The organism is Paenibacillus sp. 01T47 (assembly GCF_056398245.1).
Window position 1 is genome coordinate 128,787 of sequence record NZ_JBFTPA010000009.1, and the last position, 25,069, is coordinate 153,855.

A 25,069-nucleotide genomic window follows, 5' to 3' on the forward strand; every position below is an offset into this window, starting at 1 on the left:
CAACATTACAGTAAATAATAATGAAAAGGTGGGGGTGGTTTTGAACGATAAAGGTCAAATGAGGGATGTTTACGACGCTGTTGCCGATCCAACAAGGCGAAAACTAATTCAATTGTTGGCAGAAGTTGAAGACTTGCCCCTACATGAGATAACGGTTCATTTTCAAATGGGTCGAACAGCGGTTTCCAAGCATTTGGCAATCCTGAAAGATGCCGATCTCGTCATTGCTCAAAAGGTTGGCAGAGAAACGAGATATCGATTGAATGCTAATCCGTTGAAAGAAATAAAAGATTGGGTATCTTTTTATGAAGGTTTCTGGAATGAAAGAATAGATAAATTAAAACTTATATTGGAGGAAAAGAAATGAAACCAGATGTATCATTAGATTATCAATTTACAAGCTCAATCGACCAAGTGTGGAATGCTCTAACGGATTCAGATACGCTTGCGAAATGGATTTGGAATAATGATTTTGAACCGGTCGTTGGACATAAATTTCAGTTCAAAACGGAGCCTTCCGAATGGTGGAACGGCATTGTAGATTGCGAAGTGCTTATAGTGGACGAGCCTCATACATTATCTTACACTTGGATAAGTGCCGGAGAAAATACGACAATTACATGGACTTTGAAAGAAGGTTCAGATGGAACGGTTCATCTACACCTCGATCAAACTGGATTTAGTGAAGAAACAAAATCTCGTCCGGGAGCAATTGAGGGAGCTAAATCTGCTTGGACTTACAAGGGCAATCAGCTTGGAAAAGTGTTAGCCGAACTGTAATATGATTTTTCAACTTTCATGATGCCAGTTTTTCAGAACCAAACTTAATTCATCAATACAAATGAATCATTTTTAAAAAATAGGGCGCAATTCCGCAGTAAGAATTGTGCTCTTTCTTTTTGATAAGATGCCTTTTGAAATCATTTTAAATGAGCAAACATAGCAGGTTGGCTGTAGAAGCTTGCTTTTATCATATACAGAGACAAATTTTTAGAGATTGGAGAGGAGATCACAATGAAAATAAAGCAATTAATTGCGAACAATATTAACAAATTAGATGAAGTACTGCCAGTAGATAAATCGTTAGGCATAGCTGGTTTATCTGGATCTGGAAAAACAACTTTTTCTCAAACCATTGGTGAAGAGTCGAAGAAACGTCTCGTTTCCTTATTGCCAAAGGCGGAGTATCAGTATCTATTTCCTACTATTATGGAAACCAATTTCAGTGCCATTAAGATGGAGGAAATGCCGCTTGTCCTTTTTCTAGGTCGATCATCCATTTCTTCAAATCCTCGTTCAACTATTGGTACGCATACTGGCGTGTTTACTGAAATTCGAGTTGCTCTTGCTGAAAAGTATAATCTTTCTCCAGAAGTTTTTTCTTTTAATAATGAATTAGGCTGGTGTCCAGACTGTAAAGGCCGCGGAACAACTAAAAATATCGAATGTAAAAAATGTATGGGGAAACGTTACAATCAAGAAGTTGAACAATATAAATTTGAGTTATTGGATCAAGCACAGAGTGTATCGGACATCAACGACTTCAGTGTGGAAACAATTTATTCACTAGCAGAAGTTCTAAAGATTAGTGAAGGTAAACAAAACATTTTAAAAAATATAATCAATATGAATATTGGTTACTTAACGTTAAATCGAATTATGGGAACATTGTCAGGTGGAGAAGTAACTCGGCTCTACTTGGCTGAATTTATGGCTACAAGTGAGAATACGGTTATTATTATCGACGAAATTTCCGTAGGTCTTGATCATCAAACGTTATTGAAAATTTTAGCTGAGATTAAACAATTGGGAGTTAAAAATCAAATTTGGCTCATTGACCATTCTGACACGGTGCTGGACACAGCGGATAAGCATTTGTTTTTTGGCCCTGGCAGCGGTAAATACGGCGGAAAAATAGTGGAAGAATCACCACGTCCAAAGCCAATCCACGGGGAACGAAACGAGGCAGCACCAACAGAATATTATCAATTTCTTGATCTTCACTGCCGGAATATTCAAATCAGTGAAATTCAGATTCCTAAAAATAGACTTGTCACATTTACAGGCGAGTCAGGCTGTGGCAAATCCACACTTGTTAATGAGTGCATGTCCAAAGATTTTGTGAAGCGCTATCCGAAAGATAAGCTGGTTATGGTTGGGCAAGATCGAAACCAATCGATCACTAGCCGGTCAACCGTTGCCACTTTTCTAGATATTAAAAAGAAGCTTACAAAATATAGTGATGATATTGATGATATTTTTCAGCGCTCGATTGAAGATATTATTGTTGAGCTGCCAAATGAAGACATCGCTCATAAACGCTTGAGCTTATTGATCAAGCTAGGACTTGGTTATTTGACGTTGGAGAGAAAAACACAATCCTTATCAACGGGTGAATTTCAATGTGTTCATTTAGTTTCTGAGTTGTTTGCGGGCTCCAGAAACCCGAATACGCTATTTATTTTTGACGAGCCATCAAAAGGGTTATCACAAAATATTTTGAATCAATTCATTGATAGTGTGAGGGTCATTCTACAGGATGAATCCGTCTCCATAATCATGATTGAACATAATTCGTATATGCTGGAAAGCTCTGATTTTATCGTTGATTTTGGCAAAAGACAGCTTGCACCCGTGGAGCATCTTGATGTGGTCAGTCATGATGATTATTACCGGGAACAAAACCATGAAGATAAAGCTGCTCCTTTCCATATTCCTTCAACACTAGATCAAAAAAATGGCGTAAATTATTTAAAAGAAAACCAGATTGCCTATTTTAAAAATGCAGAAAACGTTTATAAAGGCGGCATCTTAAAAAGCTTATCATCTATGGCTCGTCTCATTTATGGCGAATATGAATCGGATACCATTGCACCCGTCATCGCCATTGATTTGGAACGCCACTTGTACAGCCAATATACTTTTCTCTACGAAATTGGCGGCTTAATCAACCATATTGTGGCGGCACATCCAACCAATAAAGATACGAATAGCTTCGATTTCTATAATCAAGGCAATCATTGCCCATGCTGCTCGGGCCGCCGTGTAATTGAAAAATTTGATTTTGATATTGTTATTCAGGACAAAACCGCGCCATTCTGGGATGGCTTATTGCATCCAGATGTGATGGATATTTTGAAGTTTTATCAATTCCCAAAAATAAAATTTATTTTTGAAGAGATTAAAAATGAGCTCGGCCAGGATATAAGCAAAAGTTATGCAGAGATGACAGACGCAGAAAAGCATACTTTTTTGTACGGATATTGGGAAAAGTCATTCTATGATAAAGTAGGCAAGGCATCAAGGACTTGGGAAGGCTTTAATCACATCATTGGGATGTATATGGTGGTATCGAAATCGGAGATTAAAGAGCGTATAAAAGAATCCAAAAAATTGATTACTTGCCCAATTTGTCAAGGAACGGTATTAAAGCATCATAAAAAGCTAAAGTTTGGCGAGACGGATATTCGTGAGATTATTCAGCAGCCTCTTGATCAAGTCATTAAAACCGTTGGAAATCTACAGGTTCTAGACAAAATGAAAGCGATTGTCGGGGGCGATATGGTTTTGACGGAAGAGGTTTCTCTATTGCCTAGGGAGACGCAAGCTGCGCTGAAAATGCTTGAACTAGAGGTTGCGAGCTTTTCCCACTACGAAATGGTCTTGCAAAATGTGCTGCCATTCTGGGGCAGTATTAGCAACAGTATCGAATCCATCAGTATTAATAATCGGATCACCGTCTGTGATTTTGCCAATATCACCGAAACGAGAGAAACGATCATTGATAAGTATTTCACTAATGGTAAATACAAAAAACTGACCTATGTCTATGAAGCGTTTGGTTACAAAAAAATTGTCACCTTAATAAATAAAATTAAAGCTAGCCAGCCATGTCCATTCTGCAAAGGGAAAAGAGTAATTTCGGAAGATGGGCTCCATGATGGCGTGTTCAAATTATCGGTACCATGTGTTAGCTGTTATGCAAGTGGCATCAATGATGAAGGGCTTAAGGAAATTGTTGAAGGCATAGACGTGCAAACATGGCTGACCGGCAAAGTAAGTGATGTTGTTAAAGACAGCTCAAATATTGAGGCAGTGGCTGATATTCCAATTTTCAATCGCATTCGTGAGTTGAATAAACAAGAAATGATGGCTGTATATCAGTTTCTTGAGCAAAGCTAGATGTCATTCACTGAAAGAAACTCATTTGCTATCCTAAATTGCAGATGAGTTTTTTTGTTATGCTGAAGGTTGTATAATAACTTTGGGAAATCGTGTATAATGTGGGTATTATTTTAGAAGGGGATGCCATTTATTGAATGCAATTGATTTAGAAACGTCGCTCATACATAAGAAAGAGAATCGTTACTTCGTTCTTGCGCTTATCTTTAGTGTTTTCATTTATTTATGTCTGTTTATTTCTATTATTTTCATTTTCATCCTACCGATTCTTATACTCCTGCCCTTATTCGCTCAAGCGATTATGATGGCAAGCATTCGAACCAATGGCGTTCGGATCACGCCGAGACAATTCCCGGAAGTGTTCGCAATTGCCCAGGCACAGTGTGAGCGGATGGGCTTTACTGTTGTACCTGATCTCTATGTCATGGAGTCGAGCGGGATATTAAATGCGTTTGCTTCGCGCTTTTTTGGCCGCAATATGGTGGTGCTTTATTCCGATTTGTTCGAAATGATTCAGGCGGGTGGGGAAAAAGAGCTCACTTTTGTCATTTCACACGAGCTCGCCCACATCAAACGAAATCATTTGTCGAAGCAGCTGCTCATATTGCCGGCGTTATGGCTTCCATTTCTTGGTGAAGCATACTCGCGGGCTTGCGAATATACATGCGACCGTATGGCTGCTTATTACACCAATGATGCTGAAGCCGCAATGAATGGTTTAACGATATTAGCGATCGGCAAAACGCTCTACAAACGGGTAGACCGTGAGGAATATATGCTGCAAAGCAGCTATGAGAAAGGTTTATTTGTATGGCTGGCTGAGAAGCTATCGACTCACCCGCCCCTGCCGAAGCGTATCTACGCGATTCAGCAATATGCAGGCATCTCATCGAATATCATTTTTAAGACATCCTCTTCGCGAATAGCACTTATCATCGTTTTGGCTGTTATTCTTGTTCTCGGGGGATCTGTTACGATCGGAGTGACCTTCTCGAAATCGATTGATACCTTCATGTCTTCTCTTGATGGGCCGCCAACCGATGATCAAATGCTTGGTGCAGCTTCAGAGGCTGATTTAGAGCTCGTTAAATCTCTGCTTAATGCTGGAGGAAATCCGAATGCAGCAGACGATGAAGGGTGGACAGCGCTAATGTGGGCAGCCCAGCTAAATGAAACAGCTATCGCTTCTTCTTTGATAGATGCGGGAGCGCAATTGAATGTGATTGAGCAAAGTTATGAAGAAACGGCATTAACGATAGCGTTGTATAATGAAAGCATAGAGATGGTAGCGTTATTGCTGGATGAAGGAGCTAATCCGAATTTACAGGATAGTACCGGATGGACACCGCTAATGACCGCAGCAAAAAATGGTGACATAGAGGGAGCGGAACTTTTGCTAAAAGCAGGGGCTGATCCGTTGAAAGTTGATGAAACAGGATATACAGCTGAGGATTATGCGCTTGATGCTGGGTTTGACGAGCTCGCCGAGCTGTTGCAAAATTTAGGCGATCAAATATAAAAGAAAAGAAGCTTGATTGCTCAAGCTTCTTTCTTTTATGTATATTCAATTCTTTATGTTTAGGATGGTCGGGACGACACGATTTGAACATGCGACCCCCTGGTCCCAAACCAGGTGCTCTACCAAGCTGAGCTACGTCCCGGGAAAAGATGGTGCCGTCGAGAGGACTTGAACCCCCAACCTACTGATTACAAGTCAGTTGCTCTACCAGTTGAGCTACAACGGCAAGATGTATTCGCTAAACACAAGATGTATTATCGCATATAAACTGAAATAATTGCAAGTGTTTTTTTAATTTTTTTTCTGAAAGGATGATTAGGGTGAAAATCGTTATTGCAGCGGATGCGTTTAAGGGGTCAAGCAGCGCATTTCAAATTGCTAGCACAATGGAAGCAGGCATTCGCACAGTACATCCACATGCTGAAATCGTACAGCTCCCAATGGCTGATGGCGGTGAAGGTACGATGGAGATTTTGGTACAAGCTACAGGCGGGAGTTTTATCGAGGTTCCTGTTCACGATCCGCTCAGCCGAAGCATTCATGCAAGATATGGCGTACTGGGAGATGGCCAAACCGCGGTTATTGAGCTTGCTGAAGCATCTGGTCTTGCTTTGCTCAAGAGTGAAGAGAAAAATCCGCTTATCGCTTCAACATTTGGCACCGGTGAATTGATTCGGCATGCACTCGGTTCTGGTTATCGTCAATTTATTATTTGCTTAGGAGGCAGCGCGACCAATGATGCCGGATCGGGCATGCTGCAGGCGCTCGGAATGAAGCTGTTAGATGAAAGTGGAGCAGAGCTGCCGCTTGGAGGCGTTCATTTGTCGAAGCTTGCATCGATTGATGATGCTGGTTTCCATTCGAGCATTCGCGAAAGCAGCTTCATTATTGCTGGCGATGTAAGTAATCCATTGTGCGGGGAGCATGGAGCTTCTTTGGTTTACGGTCCTCAGAAGGGAGCATCGTCAGAAGCAGTCAAGCAGCTTGACCTTGCATTAGCTCATTTTGCTGAATGTATATCCAAGCATACTGGGATTGATGTGGCGAATTTGCCAGGCAGCGGAGCGGCAGGAGGAACAGGTGCAGCACTTTTAGCTTTTTTTGACGCCGCTATGCACGCTGGAGCAAAACTTGTAATGGATAGAATTGGATTTGAGGAGCATATTGTTGGCGCTGATTGGATTTTGACAGGCGAAGGGAGATTAGACAGCCAAACGGGATCAGGCAAGGTGATCAAGGCGATATGTGATGCCGCTCGGGGGCAGCGCATCCCTGTAATCGCCGTTTGCGGGTCAATTGATGCGAGTTCAGCATACACGTCGGAGCTTGGTCTTCGTGCAGGCTTCTCGCTCGTGCCGGGTCCATGTTCTGTAGAAGAGGCGATAGACCACACGGATGAGTGGCTGCTTGATCGTATCGTTCATATTTTCAGCTTGTTATAAAGACATAACAAAAAAGAAGCAGCCTATGCAGTGAGCAAAGGCTGCTTCTTTCTTGTTAACCTATCGTTATGCGGTTTCGCCTTCAACGGCTTCTTGATTTTGCTCAATTAGCATTTCGACCTTGCGAATCCGGTTTTTGCTCGTCTCACGAATGATAAATTTATAATTTTCGTAAAAGTGCTCTTTGCCTGGTTTTGGATCGGTCACTTGACTGTACAACCAGCCGCCGACTGTATCCACATCCTCTTCCTCGAAGTTCATGCCGGTTAGATCGCTCAACTCGCTAAGTGATACTTTACCATCGAGAAGATAGCAGTTATCGGCCAACTGTTCGATTTCCTTGCGTTCGTCAGCATCAAATTCATCACGAATTTCACCAACGATTTCTTCCAAAATATCTTCAATTGTAATTAGTCCGGAAGTACCGCCGTATTCATCGACGAGAATAGCGATGTGAACACGTTCTAATTGCATTCGCTTTAGAAGCATTTTGACTGGCGTAACCTCGGAAACGCTCAGTACAGGATGAACAAGCTTTTTGAAATCCAAATCACGATCAGATTCATATTCTAGGAAAAGCTGCTTCGTGTTAATCATGCCGACGATGTTATCCTTGCTCTCAAGTGCAACCGGGAAACGCGTATATTGTTCCTTGCGAATAATTTCCATGTTCTCAGCTAATGATTTGTTTGTATACAAACAAATCATATCGGTGCGGGGCACCATAATTTCTTTGGCCAGCAATTCGTCAAAAGCGAAAATGCGGCTTACATATCCGTATTCTGTATTGTTAATCTTTCCGCTTTGGTAGCTCTCGTTAAGAATAATTTGAATTTCTTCTTCCGAGTGTGCTTCTTCATGCTCTGTAGCTGGTTTCAATCCGAACAAGCGAACCAAAGCGTTAGCCGAGCCATTTAGCAACCAAATGAAAGGATATAAAATTTTGTGGAATAAAATAATCGGTTTTGCTGTTAAGAAGCTAATAAATTCAGCTTTCTGGATCGCCCACGTTTTTGGTGCAAGCTCCCCGACAACAACATGCAGGAATGTGACTGAAATAAATGCGATTAAAAAGGATAGAATATGACTGATGTCATCGTTAATAGCAAAACGTTCAAACAAGGGTAAAAGCATTTTTTCAACTGTCGGTTCTCCCAGCCAGCCCAGCCCGAGCGCTGTAATAGTAATACCTAATTGACAGGCTGACAAGTAGGCATCCAGATTACTCGTAACCCGTTGAACGGCAAGTGCGTTCTTCCGGCCCTCAAGCACTAACTGATCGATCCGACTGGAGCGAAGTCTGATGATGGCGAACTCCGTTGCGACGAAAAAAGCAGTTAATAAAATAAGAAGAGCAATCATGAATAAATTGAATCCTATACCCATTTTCGTTTTTCACTACCCTTTTATGTTTATATTTTTTTTTCTTATGATCTACTATAACGAATGATTACATGATATGACAAATGCCATATCCAACGGTAACAGCCTTATACGCGCTTTAAAAGCGATTTAACGAGAATGAAAGGCTTATTCTCATTGATTTTCGAGCCTTTACAAGCGTCATTCTCCGGCATATGATGAGTTCATATGAACTTGTAATATAGGAATGCAAGACGAATGCGCGAGGAGGAAGCGATATGGAGTCCTTTACGCTTACTCGAAAAGAGATGGCTTGCTTGCTGCTGGCTCTGGACGGAAAGTATAATTTGAAGCCACTGCAAGTGCTGCAAGCCGCATGGACCAAAACGCATCAATGTGACTTGGAGAAAGGCACGGGACTGCCTGCATTTATGTCTACGCTGCTGCCTCCAATTATTGAAAAGCTCATTAAAGGAAATGAGATTAAAGGCTTTTCACTACATGAAATTGCTGCGTTGGGCCAACTAATCGAATATTCGAATCTGTCGATTACCTCCATGCAAAACTGGGTAAAGCGAGATTTCAAACCTTATTTCGATTGTCCGAAAGCTGGGAAAAAATATTCTCTGAACCAAGCTGCGTTATTATTCATTATTGATGATTTAAAGTCAAATCTTGATTTTGAATCAATACGCAAGCTTTTTGAGATCGTATTCAAGAAACCAGAGGATGAAGCAGACGATTTAGTTGGGCCTATTGAATTATATGCATCTTATACCAGTATGTTTGAGGAGCTAGATGCGAATAACGATCAACTGCTCGACATTTCCGGTCATTTGAAGGAAAATCCGCATCAAGATTTATTGACAGAGCATGTCATTCGCTCTTCAGCGAATCAATTTGCAAGCAGATTGCCGAATTTAACGGAAAAACAATGGGAAGCGGTGCGAAATATTTTGCTCGTTGCGGTTATTTCCATCCAAACCTCCTATTTTCATTCGTTAGCAAGGCGTTATTGCAATGCAACCTTATTTTTAGCCACAGAATAAATATGGTTCAAGGGATGACAAATTCACTAAATAGTCCTATACTGGTTTAAGTTGTAAACTACAAAATAGACAAACTGAAAAAGGCAAACTTGTTGAAAGACAAGGACGCAAAGTTATGGGCCTAAGGTGTACGCACTATGGCTGCCAGACCGCCGGAAGGATAATAAGCTAACTGAGCTGTCCGCCTCCTGTGGCTGGATAGCTTTTTTTGTTTTCAGGAGACAGAGGAGAGAGCAAGCAGGATGGTTTTTAAGGATAGGATAGAGAGAGCAAAAATACTGTTTAAGAAATTGAGTTTGAAGAAAATAACGAGCAAATTATTGCTTGTTACCGCAATCATCACACTTTTTAATGTAGGCTCGGGCGTTTTGATTTATTTTCAAAATCATTCAGTAGCAACCTCAGTCGAAGGCTCAGAGGAATTGCAGCGTGCTGAACGCAATTATCAAGGTATATCGAATAGGCTGCTGAAAGTGATGCTTCTAATGGTAGATGCCATTGAAAATGGCAAAAGCGATGCAACGCTGATCATGAAGGATTTGGAAACGATGCCTGCCAACATCGATGAATTAGAGAAACAGCTTATCGATATGGATAAGAAATATCCGCCTGCAACGGAAGATGGTCCTTATTATGCGAATCAGGTTAATGTTCTTAAGCTTGCATTAGATAACTTGAAAGTGACGAATACAGATGTGAGTGGATTATCATCAGATGAGAAATCGCTCCGCATAAGCAATCTAATAAGCGTATATACCGTCATTCTAAGTTATTCCAACGATACAATGCACGAGCGTTTGACCGCAGACGCTAACGCGACGCAGAAGCTTCTCGATAAAGACATATCCAGTGCGAACCTTATTGTGCTTATAAATGTCATTTTGCTAGCTATTCTTCCTGCTATTATGATTTTTGTCATCTCACAATCGATTAGAACAGGACTTGTAGGCATTACAAAAAGAATTAAGCAGTATGGCAATAATGATTTTACAAGTCAAGAAAAACTCGTTCGCTCTGACGAATTTGGCGATCTTGACCACGCTTTGGCTAATATGGGCGATCAGCTGCGAGAAACGATTAAAGCTACGCTTGAAGTGAGCGAATCTGTGCTCCACATTTCGAATAATATGGATAATATGATTGGTATTAATCGAAAAGCATCAGAGGATGTAAATGGCCAAGTGGAGCTGGGCAGAAAAGTGTTGCTGTCGCAGTATGACGATGCTTCATCCATTTCGGCAGTTACGGAAGAAATCTCAGCAAGCTCTCAGCAAATTGCTGCGTCGAGTGAATACATAAACAATGATATGCAAAATATGAAGCAATCATCTCATAACGGCACGCAGCAGATGGCTGGCGTGGTCTCGATGGTAAATGAAACAGTAGACCAGTTCTCAAAGCTAACTGAAGCTTTCGAAACGATGAATGAACGATATAACAATGTAGCTAAGTTTTTGAATGGCATTCAGGATTTGAACACACAGACGAATTTGTTGTCACTGAACGCATCCATTGAATCGGCAAGAGCAGGTGAGCATGGCAGAGGGTTCGCAGTTGTTGCTGATGAGATCCGCAAGCTGTCCAGTCAGACCGATATGATCTCGAAGCAGATCACGAAGGAGCTGACACTCATACAAAGCGATGTGGCAGCAAGCAGCCGCACGATCGGCAGCTTCGCGAATGTTATTAACACGACGCGTCAAGCATCCGAAACCGCAAGCAGCACATTCCAAGCATTGGAATCACAAAGCAGCATGCTGTCAGATCAAGTGAGCGAGATTTCTACGGCAATTAGTGAAATTACAACAGGCATGTCTCATATCGTGTCTGCAGTAGACAAGCTATTGACGACGTCTTCAGAAGTGAATGGGAAAATGGAACATATGAGCGAGCTTTCAGTTAAACAAAATGATATTTCCGATGATTTGCGCACGCTTGCGGAGAAGCTTTCACTTTCCTCACAGGATTTGAAGGAGAAAGCAGCTGTTTTCAAAGTGTAAGCAACAAAAATGATAATCGAGTGAGGCAGGCAGCATCCATAGGTTTGGGGTGCTGCCTGCCTCTTTGTGCAAATAAAGAAGGATAAGCGAGTATAATGCCGAATCAATGAATGGAATAGACCAATAAAAAACAGATCCACTATGGGAGACAGGATGAGCGAAATGAACTTTCAAGTTAATTTACAAGGGATGATCGAGCTTCTCTCAAAGCATTTATATTCGAGCCCAGGCGTGTTCATTAGGGAATTACTGCAAAATGGCGTTGATGCGATTACAGCACGCAAACGGCTTGGACACCGCTTTGATGCACGCGTAACAGTTGAAATTTACGGTTCTCGAACGATTGCCGTTCACGATAATGGGATAGGCTTGTCCGAATCCGAAATCCAGCTTTTTTTGGCTCAAATCGGAAGTACCTCCAAGCGTGACGAAATGGATTCAGCAGACGACTATATTGGACAATTTGGCGTGGGTTTGCTGTCCTGCTTCGTAGTGAGCGGCGAGATCGTTGTTATTACCCGCTCCGCTCTAGAAGGCGATACTTTAGAATGGCGTGGGCGGCCTGACGGCACGTACACGATTCGCAAGCTTGAGAAGGATGCTCCAATCGGCACCACCGTGTTTTTGACATGCAAGGAGGGTTACGAGGATTATTATGAATGGGATCGTGTGATGGAGTTAATGAGCCATTATGGTCAGTTCCTGCCTGTTCCGATTCATTTGTCCGAAGGGAAAACAGATATTAGGATTAACGAGGAAACTCCTCCGTGGTCCATGAATAGCAGTGATGCGCTCACCTATGGCGAAGATCACTTGTATCAAACCTTCTTGGATGCCATACCTTTAAAATCAGTAATTGGTGAGCTTGAGGGTGTCGCTTATATTCTTCCTTATGCTGTAAGCTTGCAAGCCGAGAAAAAACATAAGGTATATATGAAACGTATGCTGCTTTCCGATCAAGTTAACAATATGCTTCCGGATTGGGCTTTTTTTGTTACGTGTATCATGAATACGAATGGACTTCGACCAACGGCTTCTCGGGAGTCATTTATGGAAAATGAGCTTTTTCACACCGTAAAGGATGAAATTGGCGAAAACATTAAACAGCATATGATTCAGCTTTCAGAATCAAACCCTGAACTATTCGGTAAAATTATTGTTATTCATTCTGCTTCCATTAAAGCGATGGCTGCCGAAGATGATGAGCTTTATCGATTGTTTATCCGTTTCTTGTCGTTTGAGACTTCATTTGGCATGATGAAGATGAGCGAAATATTGGAACAGAACAAACGTATCGTTGTATCTTCAACGCTTGATGAATTCCGCCAAGTGGCTCGCGTTGCCAAAGCGCAAAATGTGATGGTTATTAATGGCGGTTATGTCCATGATTTTGAGCTTGTGCGCAAGCTGTCGGAGCTGGATGAGGATATCGAGGCGTTAGTTCTAGATCCGATTAATTTCTCGAACGTCTTCCAATCCATAACTCCCGCGGAGCATAAAAGCATTCTTTCCTTTCTGGAGCTCTCGGATCAGCTGCTAGCTCCATTTCAATGCAGAAGCGTAGTAAAGCGATTTGAACCAGTGGATTTGGCCGCTTTATACAATACAAATGATGAAGTGAATTTTCTGAGAATGGCAGAGCAAACGAAAGATGAAGCTAATGATTTGTTCGCAAACATTGTGGATGTCGTCATCCATGAGCTATATGAGGTGCCATATGCGACGATTTGCTACAACTTTAACAATCCGCTTATGCAGCAGGCTATGACCTGTCAGAATGCGGATATGCAGAAGCTAAGCATTGAGACCGTTTATACGCAGGCCTTGCTGCTTGGTCAATATCCTCTTGGCCCTGAGGAGCTGAAGTTAATGAACAAATCGTTTATGCAGGTGCTGGAAATCGGTCTTAGTCAGGCTGGTGAGCGAGAGCTATGAAGCAGCGATATGATCAATTGCGAAGCGAGGCATGGAGCTTGCCGCAGGGAAAACAGAAGCTTGCGGTGCTTGAGGAGGCTATTCGGATAGCCGATTTGCATATGACGAAGGAAGACTCCTATTACGCCCGCATGTCTTATTCCGAGGCAGCGCTTGATTCGGGCTATGAAGAGCGATTTCTTGTTTCATTTACCTGGTGCTTAACTCAGTTTGAAAAAGATCCGGCTGCTTATTCGAGCTTCACCCTTATTTGGCACTATAAATGGTTTGTTAATCAAATTTGGCGGTTTCCGCAATTTGGTACGGATCAAATCACTTCGATCTTTAATGATTTTAAGGCAAAATGCTTACAATACGGTCACAGCCTGCGCCCATATTATCAATGTCTTCATCGATACGCGCTATCTCAAGGCGATCATGAGTCGGCTCAAGCAAACTATGAGCTTTGGCGCAAGACGGCTAGAGATGGAATGTCTGATTGTAGCGCCTGTGAGCAAAATGGCTTTGGCTACTATCATTTTACAGTTGGCAGATATCGGCGAGGACTGCAAGCTATGAAGCCTATTATGGATGGTCGAATGACCTGCAAATCCATTCCGCAAAATACGTACAGCCATCTGCTTCTCCCGCTCCTTGAGACAGAGCAAGCAGATGAAGCTGTAAAGATGGCAAAAAAAGGCGCGCGTTTGTTAAAGGGCCCTGGTTACTTAAGTGAATATGGGAGCTTCCTTGCTTATTACACAGCAACCGACATTCATAAAGCCGCCAAATGGTTTGAACAAACCGTACAATATGCGCTGGATACGAAAGTAGGCTGGGATCGGTTGTTGTATATGATTTCAGCTAGAGCATTTCTACAATTGTGGCATGCGAAAAACCGTCGGAGAAAGCTGAATGTTAGCAGCGATATTACGTATGAGATGATTGTAAAGGATACCGAACAATTAGCTGCTGCTTTTGATCTAAGAAACCAAAATCATTATTGCACCGAGCTGCTCAAACAGAAGCTTAAACAAGTTCAAAAACTAAGCCATTTTTAATCCATGTGTTGACGTATAGCAAATGGAAGTGGTTCAATTGAACGATCGACAACAGAGAGGGCAGTGGCAGCTTATGTTTAAACAATTTATGAAAGCATCCAGGCTGAGCGTTCTTCCTGTTATGCTTATTCCCGTGGCGTTAGGTGCGCTGGGGGCTTTTGTGTGGAACGGCATTTTCAATCCTTTATTATTTATCATCACCATAGTTGGGGCAGGAACAGCCCATTTATTTTCTAATATGATCAATGATTTATGGGATTATTATAACGGTACGGATACGGCCGCTCAATCGACGGAAGGGGTAATTGCAACCAACTCTGGCTATTTGACAAAAGGGACGTGGAGCATTCGCACCTTTGCGACCGTAACATGGGCATTATTTGGCATTGCAGCGATTTGCGGCATTATACTTAGTATAACAAGCGGATGGCCAGTGCTCGTATTTGGCGGGCTTGGGGCGTTAATTGCTTATTTCTATGTAGCTCCGCCGATCCAGTTCGGATACCGCGGCAAAGGCTACAGTGAAGTCGCGATCTTGATCTCCTTCGGCATACTGCCTGTCGTAGGCGCTTATTTTGTACAAACCTCGGAGCTAGATTCTCGGGCATTTTGGCTATCGCTGCCAATAGGACTTTTGACTACCCTAATTTTGTTTAATCACCATTTCCTGCACTGGCAGGCTGATCGTCAAGCAGGGAAAAGAACATTAGTCGTCGTTTGGGGAGAAAAGAGAGCACTCGTTTTCTCGCGCGTTTTGCTTTTTCTCGCCTATATTTCGCTTATCCTATGCGTGGTCGTGAAAGCATTGCCTATTTACGGGCTGCTGGCGCTGCCAACAGCGATACCTTTATATTTGGTATACGGCAGGTTATCATCAAATAATGTATCGACTGCATACGTACCGCTTATGGGTGCCTCGCTGAAAGCAACGATGCGATGCGGTGTGATCTTAATCGTTGCCTTAATCATTCAAGGTCTTATTTAAAACATACAACTTAGAAAGAGGTCATGGATATGGAGAAGCAATGGACTTTAGGAGATTTTCATACGATTCTAAATGAAGGGGAAGTATGGAAAATCGGTGGTTTTCCGCTGCAAGACGGAACCTTCTGGCAGTACCGAGAGCCTAATGCGGTTGTCATTGTTCGCAATGGACTGCTGTATGTAAGAGCACCGCTTAGCCGCTCGAACGATCAAATTCAAATACTGGATAATGCTAAGCATATGTATTATTCTGCTGAACCTGTTCTTGTACCTGAATTCGGTGAGATTAGCTTTGAGCTGCAAATTCGCGCACGTTCGCAAAATACAGCGCCTGATGATCTTTATGATGGTTTTGTTTCTTTGAATCTGCTCGATTTCACGACGGGCGGTGCGCTCGACTTTTTTGCGGGAAATGACAAATATGCAAGTGTATATGCCGTTCTTCCTTTTCCGGGAGTAAAGGTGCCGGAGACGGATAAAACGAGATATTTCTGTGTGTTTAAGGAAGACACAAACTTTGCGGCGCGCGAATTTAATACGTACAAAATTACGTACAATCGCACCAATGATGAAGTCGTATTTTTTGTGAATGGCCAAGAAGTGCGGAGAGAGCGTGATGTTCCGGTTAAATTTAACCAATTTATCGTTGCGCTAGGCATTATGACGGAAAAGGATTTGTCGCCGGAGGGCAGCGTGTCGGTGCACGGACAGACTGTGATCGGAGAATGGTCTCCCATTACAATAGAAATCAAAGAGTAAAGTTGTTATGAAGGAGCTGCGTTATGCTATTCGTTCTTATTGCTTTGTGGGCTATTGCAGCCATTATATGGCTCTCCGATCGGCGAGCATCCGTTAATCATTGGTTAGGCGCTGTGGCGTTTAGCGGAGGAGCTGGTGCGCTTGCTGCCGTGCTTGACCTGCAATGGCTGCCAGCAGCAGCGGAAGCTGGAATGAATCAAGTAGCGCAGCAGCTTCTTTATCGCTTGCAAGCGTTCTCCTCGTTGACCTCCTACTACGGATTGCCGTATTCCTTTGCATTGTTTGCTATAGCTTACAAACCTGTACGGCTTCCAAAACGGCTGCAGCAGCTTATGCCCTTTTTACTGTTAATTCCGATTGTTTTATGTGTTTTGTTTACTCCATTTTATAATACGATGTATCCCATATCGTTCAAGATTGTCGTATGGTGGGCGGTTCCTTATATTATGTACGGGGCGATACAGGTACTGCTCAAGCGGCAGCTGCATGCCTCTTTTTCTCGCACACACTGGATAATATGTTCAACCGTGCTGCCGCCGGTTATGTTCTGTATGGTCATGAATTACGTATTTCCGAGCTTCGGGATGCTGCGGATGTGGGTCTATAATACATGGATCATTGGTTTAGCCGTAACTGTATTTGTTATTGCATTATTCACCTATGGCTTCATGGGTGTGCGAGTGAAGATCGATCGCCGCAGATACGATTCCACGTTAAGAGCAGTCACCTCAGGAACTGCCATACTTAATCATGCGATCAAAAACGATGCAGGAAAAATGCGGCTTTTCTCGGAGAAGATGAAAGCTTATGCCATCGAAACCGATCAACAAGAGCTGCTGGCGGATGTTGAAACGGTGCTGAACGCTTCTCGCCATATGCAGGAGATGCTGCAAAGGGTGCATCGTCGAACAGAGGATTTGGTGCTTCGTGTGGAAGTGACCGATATTGCAGCGCTTATCGAGAAGACGATGAAAGGATACGCCCAAAGCCTTGGCAACATCAAGCTGCAAAGCGTGTTAAACGAAGGCTGGAGCTGTCGCATCGACCCCGCGCAGGTAAGCGAGGCTTTAGGCAATATAATAGCCAACGCTTTAGAGGCTATGCAAGACAAAGGCGTGCTGTCTATTCTGTTAAGCGAAACCAAAAGAGAGCTTATTATTGAGGTTAGAGACACGGGCCTTGGCATGGACAAAAGTGAGATAACGAAGGTAATGGAGCCGTTCTATACGACCAAAAGCGGCAGTGATACTAATTTTGGGCTCGGACTGCCCTATGCGTACCATGTGATGCGCAAGCATAAAGGTATGCTTGGCTTACGAAGCGTGCCGGGAGCTGGAACATCGGTCTACATGACTTTTCCGAAACGGAATGTTCAAGCCACAAAAATAGATGTACATGTTTCGCAGAGGAGGGAAGCAAATGGATAAAATCAAGGTATGGATCGTCGAGGATGATCGTGATTGGCTGCGCGGCCTTGTCGCTTATTTAAACAAGGAGCAAGATATTGAAGTGGTTTGGACTGCCAGCAGGGCTGACGACGTTAGACAAGCGCTTATGGAAGGGAAGCAGCAGTCTGTGCCTGCTGATGTAGTGCTGATGGATATCATGCTTGACGGAAGGCCGGAAGGCGTTCTGCTCGCTGAGGAGGCGGCAATAGCTACCAGAGCAAGGGTCATCATGCTTACGTCAATGGAGGAGAAGGAGCTTATCTTTCGATCCTTCCAAGCGGGAGCTATCGATTACCAAATCAAATCTGATTTTGAAAGCTTGCCTGAAGCTGTACGCTCGGCATACCGGAGCCAATCCCCCATTAACGCGGCTGTAGCAGAACGGATGCGCGAGGAATTCCGCCGACTGAAGCAGATGGAGCGCGAGTTCGAGGCGAAGAAGCTCGGTGATCTCATTACGCCGTCTGAGCTTCAGCTGCTTGATTTAATTGATCAAGGATATACCCAGCCGCAGATTGCCGACAAGCTGGTTGTATCGATTCGTACCGTCAAAAACCATGTTAATCATATATTAAAAAAGCTGAATTTAAGCGGGTCGCGCGAAGCAGCAAATAAAGCCAAAGAGATGGGCTTATTTCATAAGAAAAAGGACGAGGATAGTACCATGTAAAGTTGGTACTATTTTTTTTATGTCATTTTTTACAAAATAGAGAGTAGAAGAACGCTTACATCAACAGATTGGAGGCATACCGATGGATTTTGAAATGTTCTCGGCTGCTCATTTTGGGGCATTGGCGATTCTCGTTGCAGCCATTATCTGTATTATCGTTTTCCGGAAGCGAATGAGAGTGCCGAGATTAAACAAGATGGTACGAGTAGGGCTGGCTATTTTGCTAATATGCTGCGAGATCTCGCTTCAGCTATCTTATATTCTCAATGATAATTGGGGAGTAGGCTCTCTGCCATTTCAGCTTTGCAGCTTAATGCTTTTGGTTAGCGCGGTCGTATTGCTTTGGAATCCAAAAAGTCTGTATGATGCTTTATTTTTTCTTGGAAGCATGGGGGCGCTGCAGGCGCTGTTAACTCCTAATTTAGATGAAGCGTTTCCGCATTTTCGTTATTTTCAATTTTTCATCGCACATATAGGTATCGTTAGCGCAGCGCTATTTATCGTCGTAGTAGAACGCTATCGACCGACTTTCTTTTCCGTAGTGAAGGCTCAGCTCTGGCTGCATGTATTCGCTATTCCGGCTGCGATTACGAACGTGGCATCGGGTAAAACAAACTTTATGTTTTTAGCTGAAAAACCGGGAACAGCCTCGTTGCTTGATATGCTGGGACCATGGCCATGGTATTTGCTACAGCTGGAGCTTATTGCATTTGTTATATTTTTGCTGCTATATGCCGCTGTAAGGCTGCTCGATCGCTTAATATTCGTTAAACCAAGCAGTTCTGCTCAGTAACATCATATAAGATTTTATTATTAACAGAGAGAAGGTGGGAAAGTGAAAGAGATGCAGGAAATGGTGAATAGACACTGGACTTCACTGCTTGGGGTATTGTTCGTTATGGCTGCTTTTATTACGTTGTTCAAATATTCGATAGATCAAGGCTGGATTACGGAGTCGATGAAAATTGGCTTCGGTATGATAAGCGGAGCGGGTGTAGGCGCAGCCGGTTTGAAGCTCGCAAGCCGGCTGCCGCGCAATCCGATTGGTGAAATCTTGATTGGCATGGCGGCTTGCATTTTGTATGCCACGTTTTCTTTTGCGGGAATTTATTACCGGCTGTGGGACCCAATGACCGTCTTGCTTGGAATGAGTGCAGTAACCATTGGAATATCCGTTTATGCGTATAAGTTTATGTCTCGGCTGCTAATGAATATAGCGATGCTGGGTGGTTTATTATCTCCGCTGCTTATGCGGCCGGAAACAGATCAAGTATTTGCTTTATTCCTTTATCTTCTTGTATTAAATGTTGCATTCCTATTTCTTAGCATCTCGCGCAATTGGCATGAGCTGCGGTTCATCAGCTTTATCGGATCATGGCTGATGTATATCGTATATTTCATTCATTATAATCCATCGACTGAAGGTTTTTGGAGTATGCCGTTTCGATATGCGCTCGCAGCTTTTCTCTTTTATACAATCGGACTAATGGTCTCTTCATGGAGCAATAAGTTATCCTTTGAGGGAATCGATTTGTATATGAACGCGATAAATGGCATTTTATTTGGATTTTGGGCACTATTCATTTTGAACGGTGAAGTGGCTTATGGGTACATACTCTCTTTTATCGGAATCGTTTATTTAATCGGTGGTTTCGTTATTTATATGTTAACAAACAAGATTACGCCATCCTCAGGCGTGTATTTCCTTGGCGGTTTGCTGTTGATTCTCGTGTCGGTAAGCAGCATTGGCGGCGGATATGAGTCAAAGCCTTTAATTACGGTGCTGCTATGGGGCTGCATAGCTGCGATAGCAGCTGCAATCGGCTATGTTAAGCGCTGGATCCTGCTGAGCATCGGCTCGCTCGCTATCTGGTTTGTGGTCGGATGTTATTGGTATGTAGTCACTTGGGACACTCCTCGCGGCGAATGGTTTGGGATGTACATCCCGTTTCTGAATTGGGGGGCCGTTGCATGGATGGTGCTAGCTGCACTGGGTTTCTTCTTTTCTAGAAGGCTTGTCATTCCTCAGCTCACTGATCAAGCGAATCGGATGCTTGCTCGTGTGTATGCGCTGTTATCCCATCTCATCGTCGGCGGATTGCTGACAAGGCAAATTGAAAATATGTTCACAGAATATATGTATGATTCCGCTTCAAGTTATTTAGGTTTGGCTTTGTCTGTTTCTTGGGGCTGCTATGCATTGCTGCTAATTTTGTGGGGGGCTTATTATCGCGAGCTGCTGTTTCGTGCATTCGGTTCAGCGGTACTTGTTATCGTTGCAATTAAAGCGATGTTTATGGATTTAAGCGGGCAAGAGGCACTTTACAAGGTAGGTGTATTGTTAATACTAGGAGCGATTTCGTTTTTTATTACGTGGATAAATAGCAAATGGCGTGTTAAGAATGGAGAAATTAATGGCAAAGGTGAAGAGGCTGTCACTGAATCATAATTAAGAACGCAGGGGGAATAATGAACCTGTTGGTCTTGACAAGTGTACTCCAATACAATAAAGTTACTTACGTAAAGTAATTAAATTTATTTGGATTTGTAACTGCCTTTTAAGGCGGATACTTAGTTCACAGATGGAAGACACACAACATGTGAGAGGCAGGAGAAAAAATGACATCACAAGCTTTTTTGGAAGCAGTAAGTAAAAGACGCTCGATCTACGGCATTAGCAAGGAGGCCGTTATCTCCGATGACAAAATTGTAGAATTGGTACATGAAGCGGTCAAGCATACTCCATCATCATTTAATTCACAAAGCACTCGTGTAGTTGTATTGCTTGGTGAAAATCATGATAAATTGTGGGATATTACGACGAATACGCTTCGCAATATGATTGCAGCAGATCAATTCGAGGCAACTGAGCAAAAAATGGGCGCTTTCAAAAGCGGATACGGTACCGTATTGTTTTTTGAAGATAAACAAGTCGTTGACGGCTTGATGGCCAACTTCCCAGCATATGCTCACAACTTCCCGATCTGGTCGCAGCATACTTCAGGCATGCATCAATTTGTAATCTGGACGGCGCTTGAGAATGAAGGTTTCGGCGCTTCGCTTCAGCACTACAATCCACTTATTGATGAAGAAGTAAAAACGACATGGTCATTGCCGGATTCTTGGCAGCTTGTTGCTCAAATGCCATTTGGCAAACCAACAGCAGCTCCAGGCGAAAAAACGTATCAACCGATCGATGAGCGTGTGAAAGTATTTAAATAAGCACTATATTATATAATAGCTTTGAGCCAAAGATCGTTCCTATTTATAGGGGCGATCTTTTTTTATGCCGTATGGACGCCTATTTGGCTGAATCCCAGAAAACAGCTGCCTCTTGCAGAGGATGAGCATGTGAAATATTTGGAGTGTCAAACGATAAAACAGGTAATGCCGCTCATTGAAAGGATTCATGAGGGAAAACTGGCTGTTTGCTCTAAAAACATGTACAATTAAAACCGATATACTTAAAGTACACTTAACAAACTTACATAATGATTCAGCTAGGAGGATATGATGAGTATTGACCCTCGGATAATCAAAACATTATTGCAGCTTCAGCTTTCACCAAATGTAAATTTACAAGCAGCGACTAATCCGTTGCAAGCGACAACAGGCGATGGCTCGGCATCCTTATTTGATACTCTTTTATCCCAATATATGACCGATACTTCTTCTGAAAATAATGCATTGGCGCAAGTCATGCCAGCAGATGCGCTCGCGCAACTGAGTTCACTTAGCGGCATGCCTAACGTGTCGTTCAGCAGTCAAGGCGCGTCTAACAGCTCTCCTTCTGCTTATGACGAGCTTATTCAACAAGCATCAGCCAAATATGGCGTAGATTCTTCATTAATTCAAGCGGTAATTAAAACTGAATCCGGCTTTCAAGCAGATGCACAATCAGGTTCAGGCGCTAAGGGCCTTATGCAGCTAATGGACGGAACAGCAAGAGGTCTAGGCGTTAGCAACTCCTTTGATCCCGCGCAAAACATTGATGGCGGAACTAAATATTTATCGATGCTGCTAAACAAGTATAATGGACATGAGCAGGTTGCGCTGGCTGCATACAATGCAGGCCCGGGCCGAGTGGACCGTGCAGGAATAAAAACGAACGAGCAGCTAATAGAAAATCTTGAAGCGTTGCCAGAAGAGACGCAGCGCTATGTTGCCAAGGTGCTTCAGGCCAAGTAGAACGACAGCAATAAGATCACGATTTAGCGATCCGTCATGCAGGCGGGAGCAATCGATGATCTTTTTCTTTTTGAAAAGGAGATAAATCGAAAATGTTATATTTTGATCATTGTGCTTCATCACCACCGTATGAAGAAGTGGTTCAGACCTTGATGGAAGTGATGAAGTCGCAGTATGCGAACCCTTCCTCGCTGCATCGTGCAGGTACTGACGCTGACAAGTTAATTGAACGCTCGCGTGCTGTTCTAGCCGAGCAGATGCAAACCTCTAAGGGGAAATGGGTATTTACTTCCGGCGGTACAGAGTCAAATAATATAGCGATAAAGGGTGCTGCTCGTCAGTACGCTGGACGAGGCAAACATTTGATAACGACACAAATTGAGCATGCCTCCGTATACGAATCTTTTGCGCAGCTGGAGCAAGAAGGCTTCAAAGTCACCTATTTGCAAGTAGGCAGATCGGGTCATGTAGAGCTTGAGCAATTGGAAGCGGCAATTACTGAGGAAACGATTCTCGTTAGCGTGATGCATATTAACAACGAGATCGGTTCCATTCAGCCAATCGAGAATATTGCAAAGTTGCTTAAACGATATCCGAAGGTCATCTTGCATGTCGATGCCGTTCAGAGTATTGGGAAGCTGCCGATTCATTTGGAAAAGTGGGGCATCGATTTGCTTAGCGGTTCGGCTCATAAGCTTCGTGGCCCCAAAGGCGTAGGTTATTTGTACGTGCGTGATGGCATTACGCTGTCCCCTTTGTTTAGTGGCGGCTCCCAGGAGTATGGGCATCGCGCTGGAACACAAAACGTACCCGCTATCGTTGCGTCAGCGAAGGCATTGCGCATGTCGCTTGCTTCGATGGAGCAGAGAGAAAGGCGATTGAAAGTGCTCAAACAGCAGCTATTAACGCATATAGAGCAAATTCCAGAGCTTAAGCTGAACGGGGCAGAACCGTCTGCTTCCCATATTATACATTTCTCCTATCCGGGCATGAAGCCAGAGGTTGTCATCCATATGTTAGAGCAACGTGGTATAATGGCTTCAACGAAATCGGCATGTTCTTCTAAGGATGACAAGCCGAGCCGCGTGCTTCTAGCCATCGGTGCAAGTCATGAGCAAGCGAGCAGCGGCATTCGGATTAGTCTCGGAGACGAGCATGGAGAGCAGGATATTGCAGCCTTAGGAGCTGCACTGCGTCATGTTGTCGCACAACTTAAGCCGCTTGAGAGGAGATTGACTTAATTTTGCTTTATGATCAGATCGTGCTCCGTTATGGAGATTTAATGGTAAAAGGAAGAAATCGGAACAAATTCGAGAAGCGAATGCTTGATCAAGTAAAGCAGGCATTAATTTCTTATGATAATATTACTTATTTCAAATCGTTTGGACGTCTTTATGTCAAGCTGAATGGACATCCCTATGAGCCTATAGCGGATCGCTTGAAGGACTTGTTCGGCATCGTTTCTTTAAGTCCAGTTGTCAGCACAGAGGCTGATCTTGAGAAAATAAGAGCAGCTGCGCTAGCTCTTATGCAAGCATTGCCTGAGCAACCAAAAACGTTCAAGGTGAGTGCGAAACGTGCTTGGAAAGAGTTTCCTCATAATTCGCAGGAAATGAATCATTTGGTGGGCGGACATGTTCTACGTGCGATGCCGGGACTTAAAGTTAACGTCAGCAAGCCGGAAATTGAGCTGCGGGTGGATATTCAAGCGGAAGCTACTTACATCTTCTACGATGTCATCCCTGGCGCTGGCGGATTTCCGTTTGCATCAAATGGCAAAGCTATGTTATTGCTATCCGGGGGGATAGATAGTCCTGTTGCAGGCTGGCTGGCACTGCGTAAAGGTCTTGAAGTGGAGGCTGTGCATTTCCATAGCTATCCATTCACGAGCGAGCAGGCGAAAGATAAGGTAATCGAGCTTGCTAAGCGATTATCCTATTTCAGCGGGGAGCCGATTAAGCTTCATCTTGTTCCGTTTACCGAAATTCAAACTACGCTAGTACAAGCGAAGAGCGATAATCTGATCATTACATTAATGAGAAGGGCGATGCTTCGGATCACAGAGCAGCTGGCAGAACGCAATGGGGCAAACGGTATCGTTACTGGCGAGAGCTTAGGGCAGGTTGCGAGCCAGACGCTGCCGAGCATGAATGTCATTGGTCGAGCAACAGATCTGCCGCAGCTTAAGCCGTTAATTATGATGGACAAGCATGAAATTATTCGGATGGCGGAGAGAATCGGGACGTTCGAAACGTCGATTTTGCCATATGAGGATTGCTGTACGTTATTTTTGCCGAAATCGCCAAGTACGAATCCGAATCTTCGTATCGTTGAGAAGATTGAGGCTCTAATTCCTAATTATAATCAATTGCTTACTGCCGCTGTTGACGGTACGGAGGAAGTTTTATTGTCACCGCAGCTTCAAACGGCTGCCCAAACCGCTGGCGAGGATAGCTGGTTTTAATTGCGAATGAAGAAGCTTTGCAGGCGT

General features: G+C 43.3%; 20 protein-coding genes, 2 tRNA genes and 1 riboswitch. Of the genes, 19 read left to right on the forward strand and 3 right to left on the reverse strand.

Annotated elements, in window-relative coordinates; all coding sequences use genetic code 11:
• The first annotated feature begins 58 nt into the window (after positions 1–58).
• The 4 genes from AC1DOV_RS19135 to AC1DOV_RS19150 all read left to right on the forward strand — a co-directional run bounded on the left by AC1DOV_RS19135 (position 59) and on the right by AC1DOV_RS19150 (position 5,701).
• Positions 59–367: an ArsR/SmtB family transcription factor gene (locus AC1DOV_RS19135; protein WP_372238995.1), complete on the forward strand. Its 309-nt coding sequence runs from the start codon at positions 59–61 to the stop codon at positions 365–367.
• Positions 364–780, forward strand: coding sequence for an SRPBCC family protein (locus AC1DOV_RS19140; protein WP_477512148.1), 417 nt, complete (start codon positions 364–366; stop codon positions 778–780). Before AC1DOV_RS19135 ends, AC1DOV_RS19140 begins: the two co-directional genes overlap by 4 nt.
• A gap of 234 nt (positions 781–1,014) precedes the next feature.
• Positions 1,015–4,182, forward strand: a complete 3,168-nt coding sequence (locus AC1DOV_RS19145) for an ATP-binding cassette domain-containing protein (RefSeq protein ID WP_477550769.1) — start codon at positions 1,015–1,017, stop codon at positions 4,180–4,182.
• A gap of 133 nt (positions 4,183–4,315) precedes the next feature.
• Positions 4,316–5,701, forward strand: a complete 1,386-nt coding sequence (locus tag AC1DOV_RS19150) for a M48 family metallopeptidase (protein WP_477550770.1) — start codon at positions 4,316–4,318, stop codon at positions 5,699–5,701.
• Between the two features lie 65 nt (positions 5,702–5,766).
• Here AC1DOV_RS19150 and AC1DOV_RS19155 read toward each other — a convergent pair.
• Positions 5,767–5,843: transfer RNA gene (locus AC1DOV_RS19155), tRNA-Pro, on the reverse strand.
• A gap of 8 nt (positions 5,844–5,851) precedes the next feature.
• A tRNA-Thr gene (locus AC1DOV_RS19160) sits at positions 5,852–5,927 on the reverse strand.
• 94 nt (positions 5,928–6,021) lie between these two features.
• Here AC1DOV_RS19160 and AC1DOV_RS19165 point away from each other — a divergent pair.
• Complete coding sequence (locus tag AC1DOV_RS19165) at positions 6,022–7,143, forward strand: glycerate kinase (RefSeq protein ID WP_477550771.1); 1,122 nt, start codon at positions 6,022–6,024, stop codon at positions 7,141–7,143.
• A gap of 66 nt (positions 7,144–7,209) precedes the next feature.
• Here AC1DOV_RS19165 and AC1DOV_RS19170 read toward each other — a convergent pair whose 3' ends face one another.
• Positions 7,210–8,529 carry a hemolysin family protein gene (locus AC1DOV_RS19170; protein ID WP_076268110.1) on the reverse strand — a complete coding sequence of 440 codons (1,320 nt, stop codon included), beginning with the start codon at positions 8,527–8,529 and terminating at the stop codon, positions 7,210–7,212.
• A gap of 254 nt (positions 8,530–8,783) precedes the next feature.
• Between AC1DOV_RS19170 and AC1DOV_RS19175 the strand changes: the two genes are divergently transcribed.
• The 14 genes from AC1DOV_RS19175 to thiI all read left to right on the forward strand — a co-directional run bounded on the left by AC1DOV_RS19175 (position 8,784) and on the right by thiI (position 25,042).
• Positions 8,784–9,554, forward strand: a complete 771-nt coding sequence (locus tag AC1DOV_RS19175; RefSeq protein WP_339208676.1) for a DUF1836 domain-containing protein — start codon at positions 8,784–8,786, stop codon at positions 9,552–9,554.
• 72 nt (positions 9,555–9,626) lie between these two features.
• A riboswitch (cyclic di-GMP riboswitch) is annotated at positions 9,627–9,711 on the forward strand.
• An 85-nt stretch (positions 9,712–9,796) separates the two neighbouring features.
• Complete coding sequence (locus AC1DOV_RS19180) at positions 9,797–11,554, forward strand: methyl-accepting chemotaxis protein (protein WP_477550772.1); 1,758 nt, start codon at positions 9,797–9,799, stop codon at positions 11,552–11,554.
• 162 nt (positions 11,555–11,716) lie between these two features.
• Positions 11,717–13,489, forward strand: coding sequence for an HSP90 family protein (locus AC1DOV_RS19185; protein ID WP_441882917.1), 1,773 nt, complete (start codon positions 11,717–11,719; stop codon positions 13,487–13,489).
• Positions 13,486–14,529 carry a hypothetical protein gene (locus tag AC1DOV_RS19190; RefSeq protein ID WP_477550773.1) on the forward strand — a complete coding sequence of 348 codons (1,044 nt, stop codon included), beginning with the start codon at positions 13,486–13,488 and terminating at the stop codon, positions 14,527–14,529. The genes AC1DOV_RS19185 and AC1DOV_RS19190 overlap by 4 nt, the downstream gene beginning before the upstream one ends.
• Positions 14,530–14,602: 73 nt before the next feature.
• Positions 14,603–15,514 carry a prenyltransferase gene (locus AC1DOV_RS19195; protein ID WP_441883070.1) on the forward strand — a complete coding sequence of 304 codons (912 nt, stop codon included), beginning with the start codon at positions 14,603–14,605 and terminating at the stop codon, positions 15,512–15,514.
• Between the two features lie 29 nt (positions 15,515–15,543).
• Complete coding sequence (locus AC1DOV_RS19200; RefSeq protein WP_477550774.1) at positions 15,544–16,272, forward strand: DUF6081 family protein; 729 nt, start codon at positions 15,544–15,546, stop codon at positions 16,270–16,272.
• Between the two features lie 23 nt (positions 16,273–16,295).
• Entirely contained in the window at positions 16,296–17,699 is a 1,404-nt protein-coding gene (locus tag AC1DOV_RS19205; RefSeq protein ID WP_477550775.1) for a sensor histidine kinase, read from the forward strand.
• Entirely contained in the window at positions 17,692–18,390 is a 699-nt protein-coding gene (locus tag AC1DOV_RS19210) for a response regulator (protein WP_477550776.1), read from the forward strand. The genes AC1DOV_RS19205 and AC1DOV_RS19210 overlap by 8 nt, the downstream gene beginning before the upstream one ends.
• Positions 18,391–18,472: 82 nt before the next feature.
• The gene (locus AC1DOV_RS19215; RefSeq protein WP_477550777.1) at positions 18,473–19,183 is read left to right on the forward strand and encodes a YwaF family protein; all 711 of its coding nucleotides are present in this window, start codon (positions 18,473–18,475) and stop codon (positions 19,181–19,183) included.
• Positions 19,184–19,234: 51 nt separating this feature from the next.
• A complete protein-coding gene (locus AC1DOV_RS19220) occupies positions 19,235–20,839 on the forward strand; it encodes a DUF2339 domain-containing protein (protein ID WP_477550825.1) in 1,605 nt (534 codons plus the stop codon).
• A gap of 170 nt (positions 20,840–21,009) precedes the next feature.
• Positions 21,010–21,612 carry a nitroreductase family protein gene (locus AC1DOV_RS19225; RefSeq protein WP_339208690.1) on the forward strand — a complete coding sequence of 201 codons (603 nt, stop codon included), beginning with the start codon at positions 21,010–21,012 and terminating at the stop codon, positions 21,610–21,612.
• Positions 21,613–21,900: 288 nt separating this feature from the next.
• Positions 21,901–22,578, forward strand: coding sequence for a lytic transglycosylase domain-containing protein (locus AC1DOV_RS19230; protein WP_477510059.1), 678 nt, complete (start codon positions 21,901–21,903; stop codon positions 22,576–22,578).
• Between the two features lie 92 nt (positions 22,579–22,670).
• Complete coding sequence (locus AC1DOV_RS19235) at positions 22,671–23,819, forward strand: cysteine desulfurase family protein (RefSeq protein ID WP_477550778.1); 1,149 nt, start codon at positions 22,671–22,673, stop codon at positions 23,817–23,819.
• Between the two features lie 2 nt (positions 23,820–23,821).
• Complete coding sequence (gene thiI / locus AC1DOV_RS19240) at positions 23,822–25,042, forward strand: tRNA uracil 4-sulfurtransferase ThiI (protein ID WP_441882935.1); 1,221 nt, start codon at positions 23,822–23,824, stop codon at positions 25,040–25,042.
• Positions 25,043–25,069: the final 27 nt, after the last annotated feature.

What these genes read in the sequence shown, in the direction of transcription:
- AC1DOV_RS19225 (WP_339208690.1), top strand. Translation starts at nt 21,010, where the DNA reads ATGACATCACAAGCTTTTTTGGAAGCAGTAAGTAAAAGACGCTCGATC.
- AC1DOV_RS19140 (WP_477512148.1), top strand. Translation starts at nt 364, where the DNA reads ATGAAACCAGATGTATCATTAGATTATCAATTTACAAGCTCAATCGAC.
- AC1DOV_RS19145 (WP_477550769.1), top strand. Translation starts at nt 1,015, where the DNA reads ATGAAAATAAAGCAATTAATTGCGAACAATATTAACAAATTAGATGAA.
- AC1DOV_RS19235 (WP_477550778.1), top strand. Translation starts at nt 22,671, where the DNA reads ATGTTATATTTTGATCATTGTGCTTCATCACCACCGTATGAAGAAGTG.
- AC1DOV_RS19175 (WP_339208676.1), top strand. Translation starts at nt 8,784, where the DNA reads ATGGAGTCCTTTACGCTTACTCGAAAAGAGATGGCTTGCTTGCTGCTG.
- AC1DOV_RS19215 (WP_477550777.1), top strand. Translation starts at nt 18,473, where the DNA reads ATGGATTTTGAAATGTTCTCGGCTGCTCATTTTGGGGCATTGGCGATT.
- AC1DOV_RS19185 (WP_441882917.1), top strand. Translation starts at nt 11,717, where the DNA reads ATGAACTTTCAAGTTAATTTACAAGGGATGATCGAGCTTCTCTCAAAG.
- AC1DOV_RS19195 (WP_441883070.1), top strand. Translation starts at nt 14,603, where the DNA reads ATGTTTAAACAATTTATGAAAGCATCCAGGCTGAGCGTTCTTCCTGTT.
- AC1DOV_RS19180 (WP_477550772.1), top strand. Translation starts at nt 9,797, where the DNA reads ATGGTTTTTAAGGATAGGATAGAGAGAGCAAAAATACTGTTTAAGAAA.
- AC1DOV_RS19135 (WP_372238995.1), top strand. Translation starts at nt 59, where the DNA reads ATGAGGGATGTTTACGACGCTGTTGCCGATCCAACAAGGCGAAAACTA.
- AC1DOV_RS19220 (WP_477550825.1), top strand. Translation starts at nt 19,235, where the DNA reads ATGCAGGAAATGGTGAATAGACACTGGACTTCACTGCTTGGGGTATTG.
- AC1DOV_RS19170 (WP_076268110.1), bottom strand. Translation starts at nt 8,529, where the DNA reads ATGGGTATAGGATTCAATTTATTCATGATTGCTCTTCTTATTTTATTA.
- AC1DOV_RS19190 (WP_477550773.1), top strand. Translation starts at nt 13,486, where the DNA reads ATGAAGCAGCGATATGATCAATTGCGAAGCGAGGCATGGAGCTTGCCG.
- AC1DOV_RS19200 (WP_477550774.1), top strand. Translation starts at nt 15,544, where the DNA reads ATGGAGAAGCAATGGACTTTAGGAGATTTTCATACGATTCTAAATGAA.
- AC1DOV_RS19210 (WP_477550776.1), top strand. Translation starts at nt 17,692, where the DNA reads ATGGATAAAATCAAGGTATGGATCGTCGAGGATGATCGTGATTGGCTG.
- AC1DOV_RS19205 (WP_477550775.1), top strand. Translation starts at nt 16,296, where the DNA reads ATGCTATTCGTTCTTATTGCTTTGTGGGCTATTGCAGCCATTATATGG.
- AC1DOV_RS19230 (WP_477510059.1), top strand. Translation starts at nt 21,901, where the DNA reads ATGATGAGTATTGACCCTCGGATAATCAAAACATTATTGCAGCTTCAG.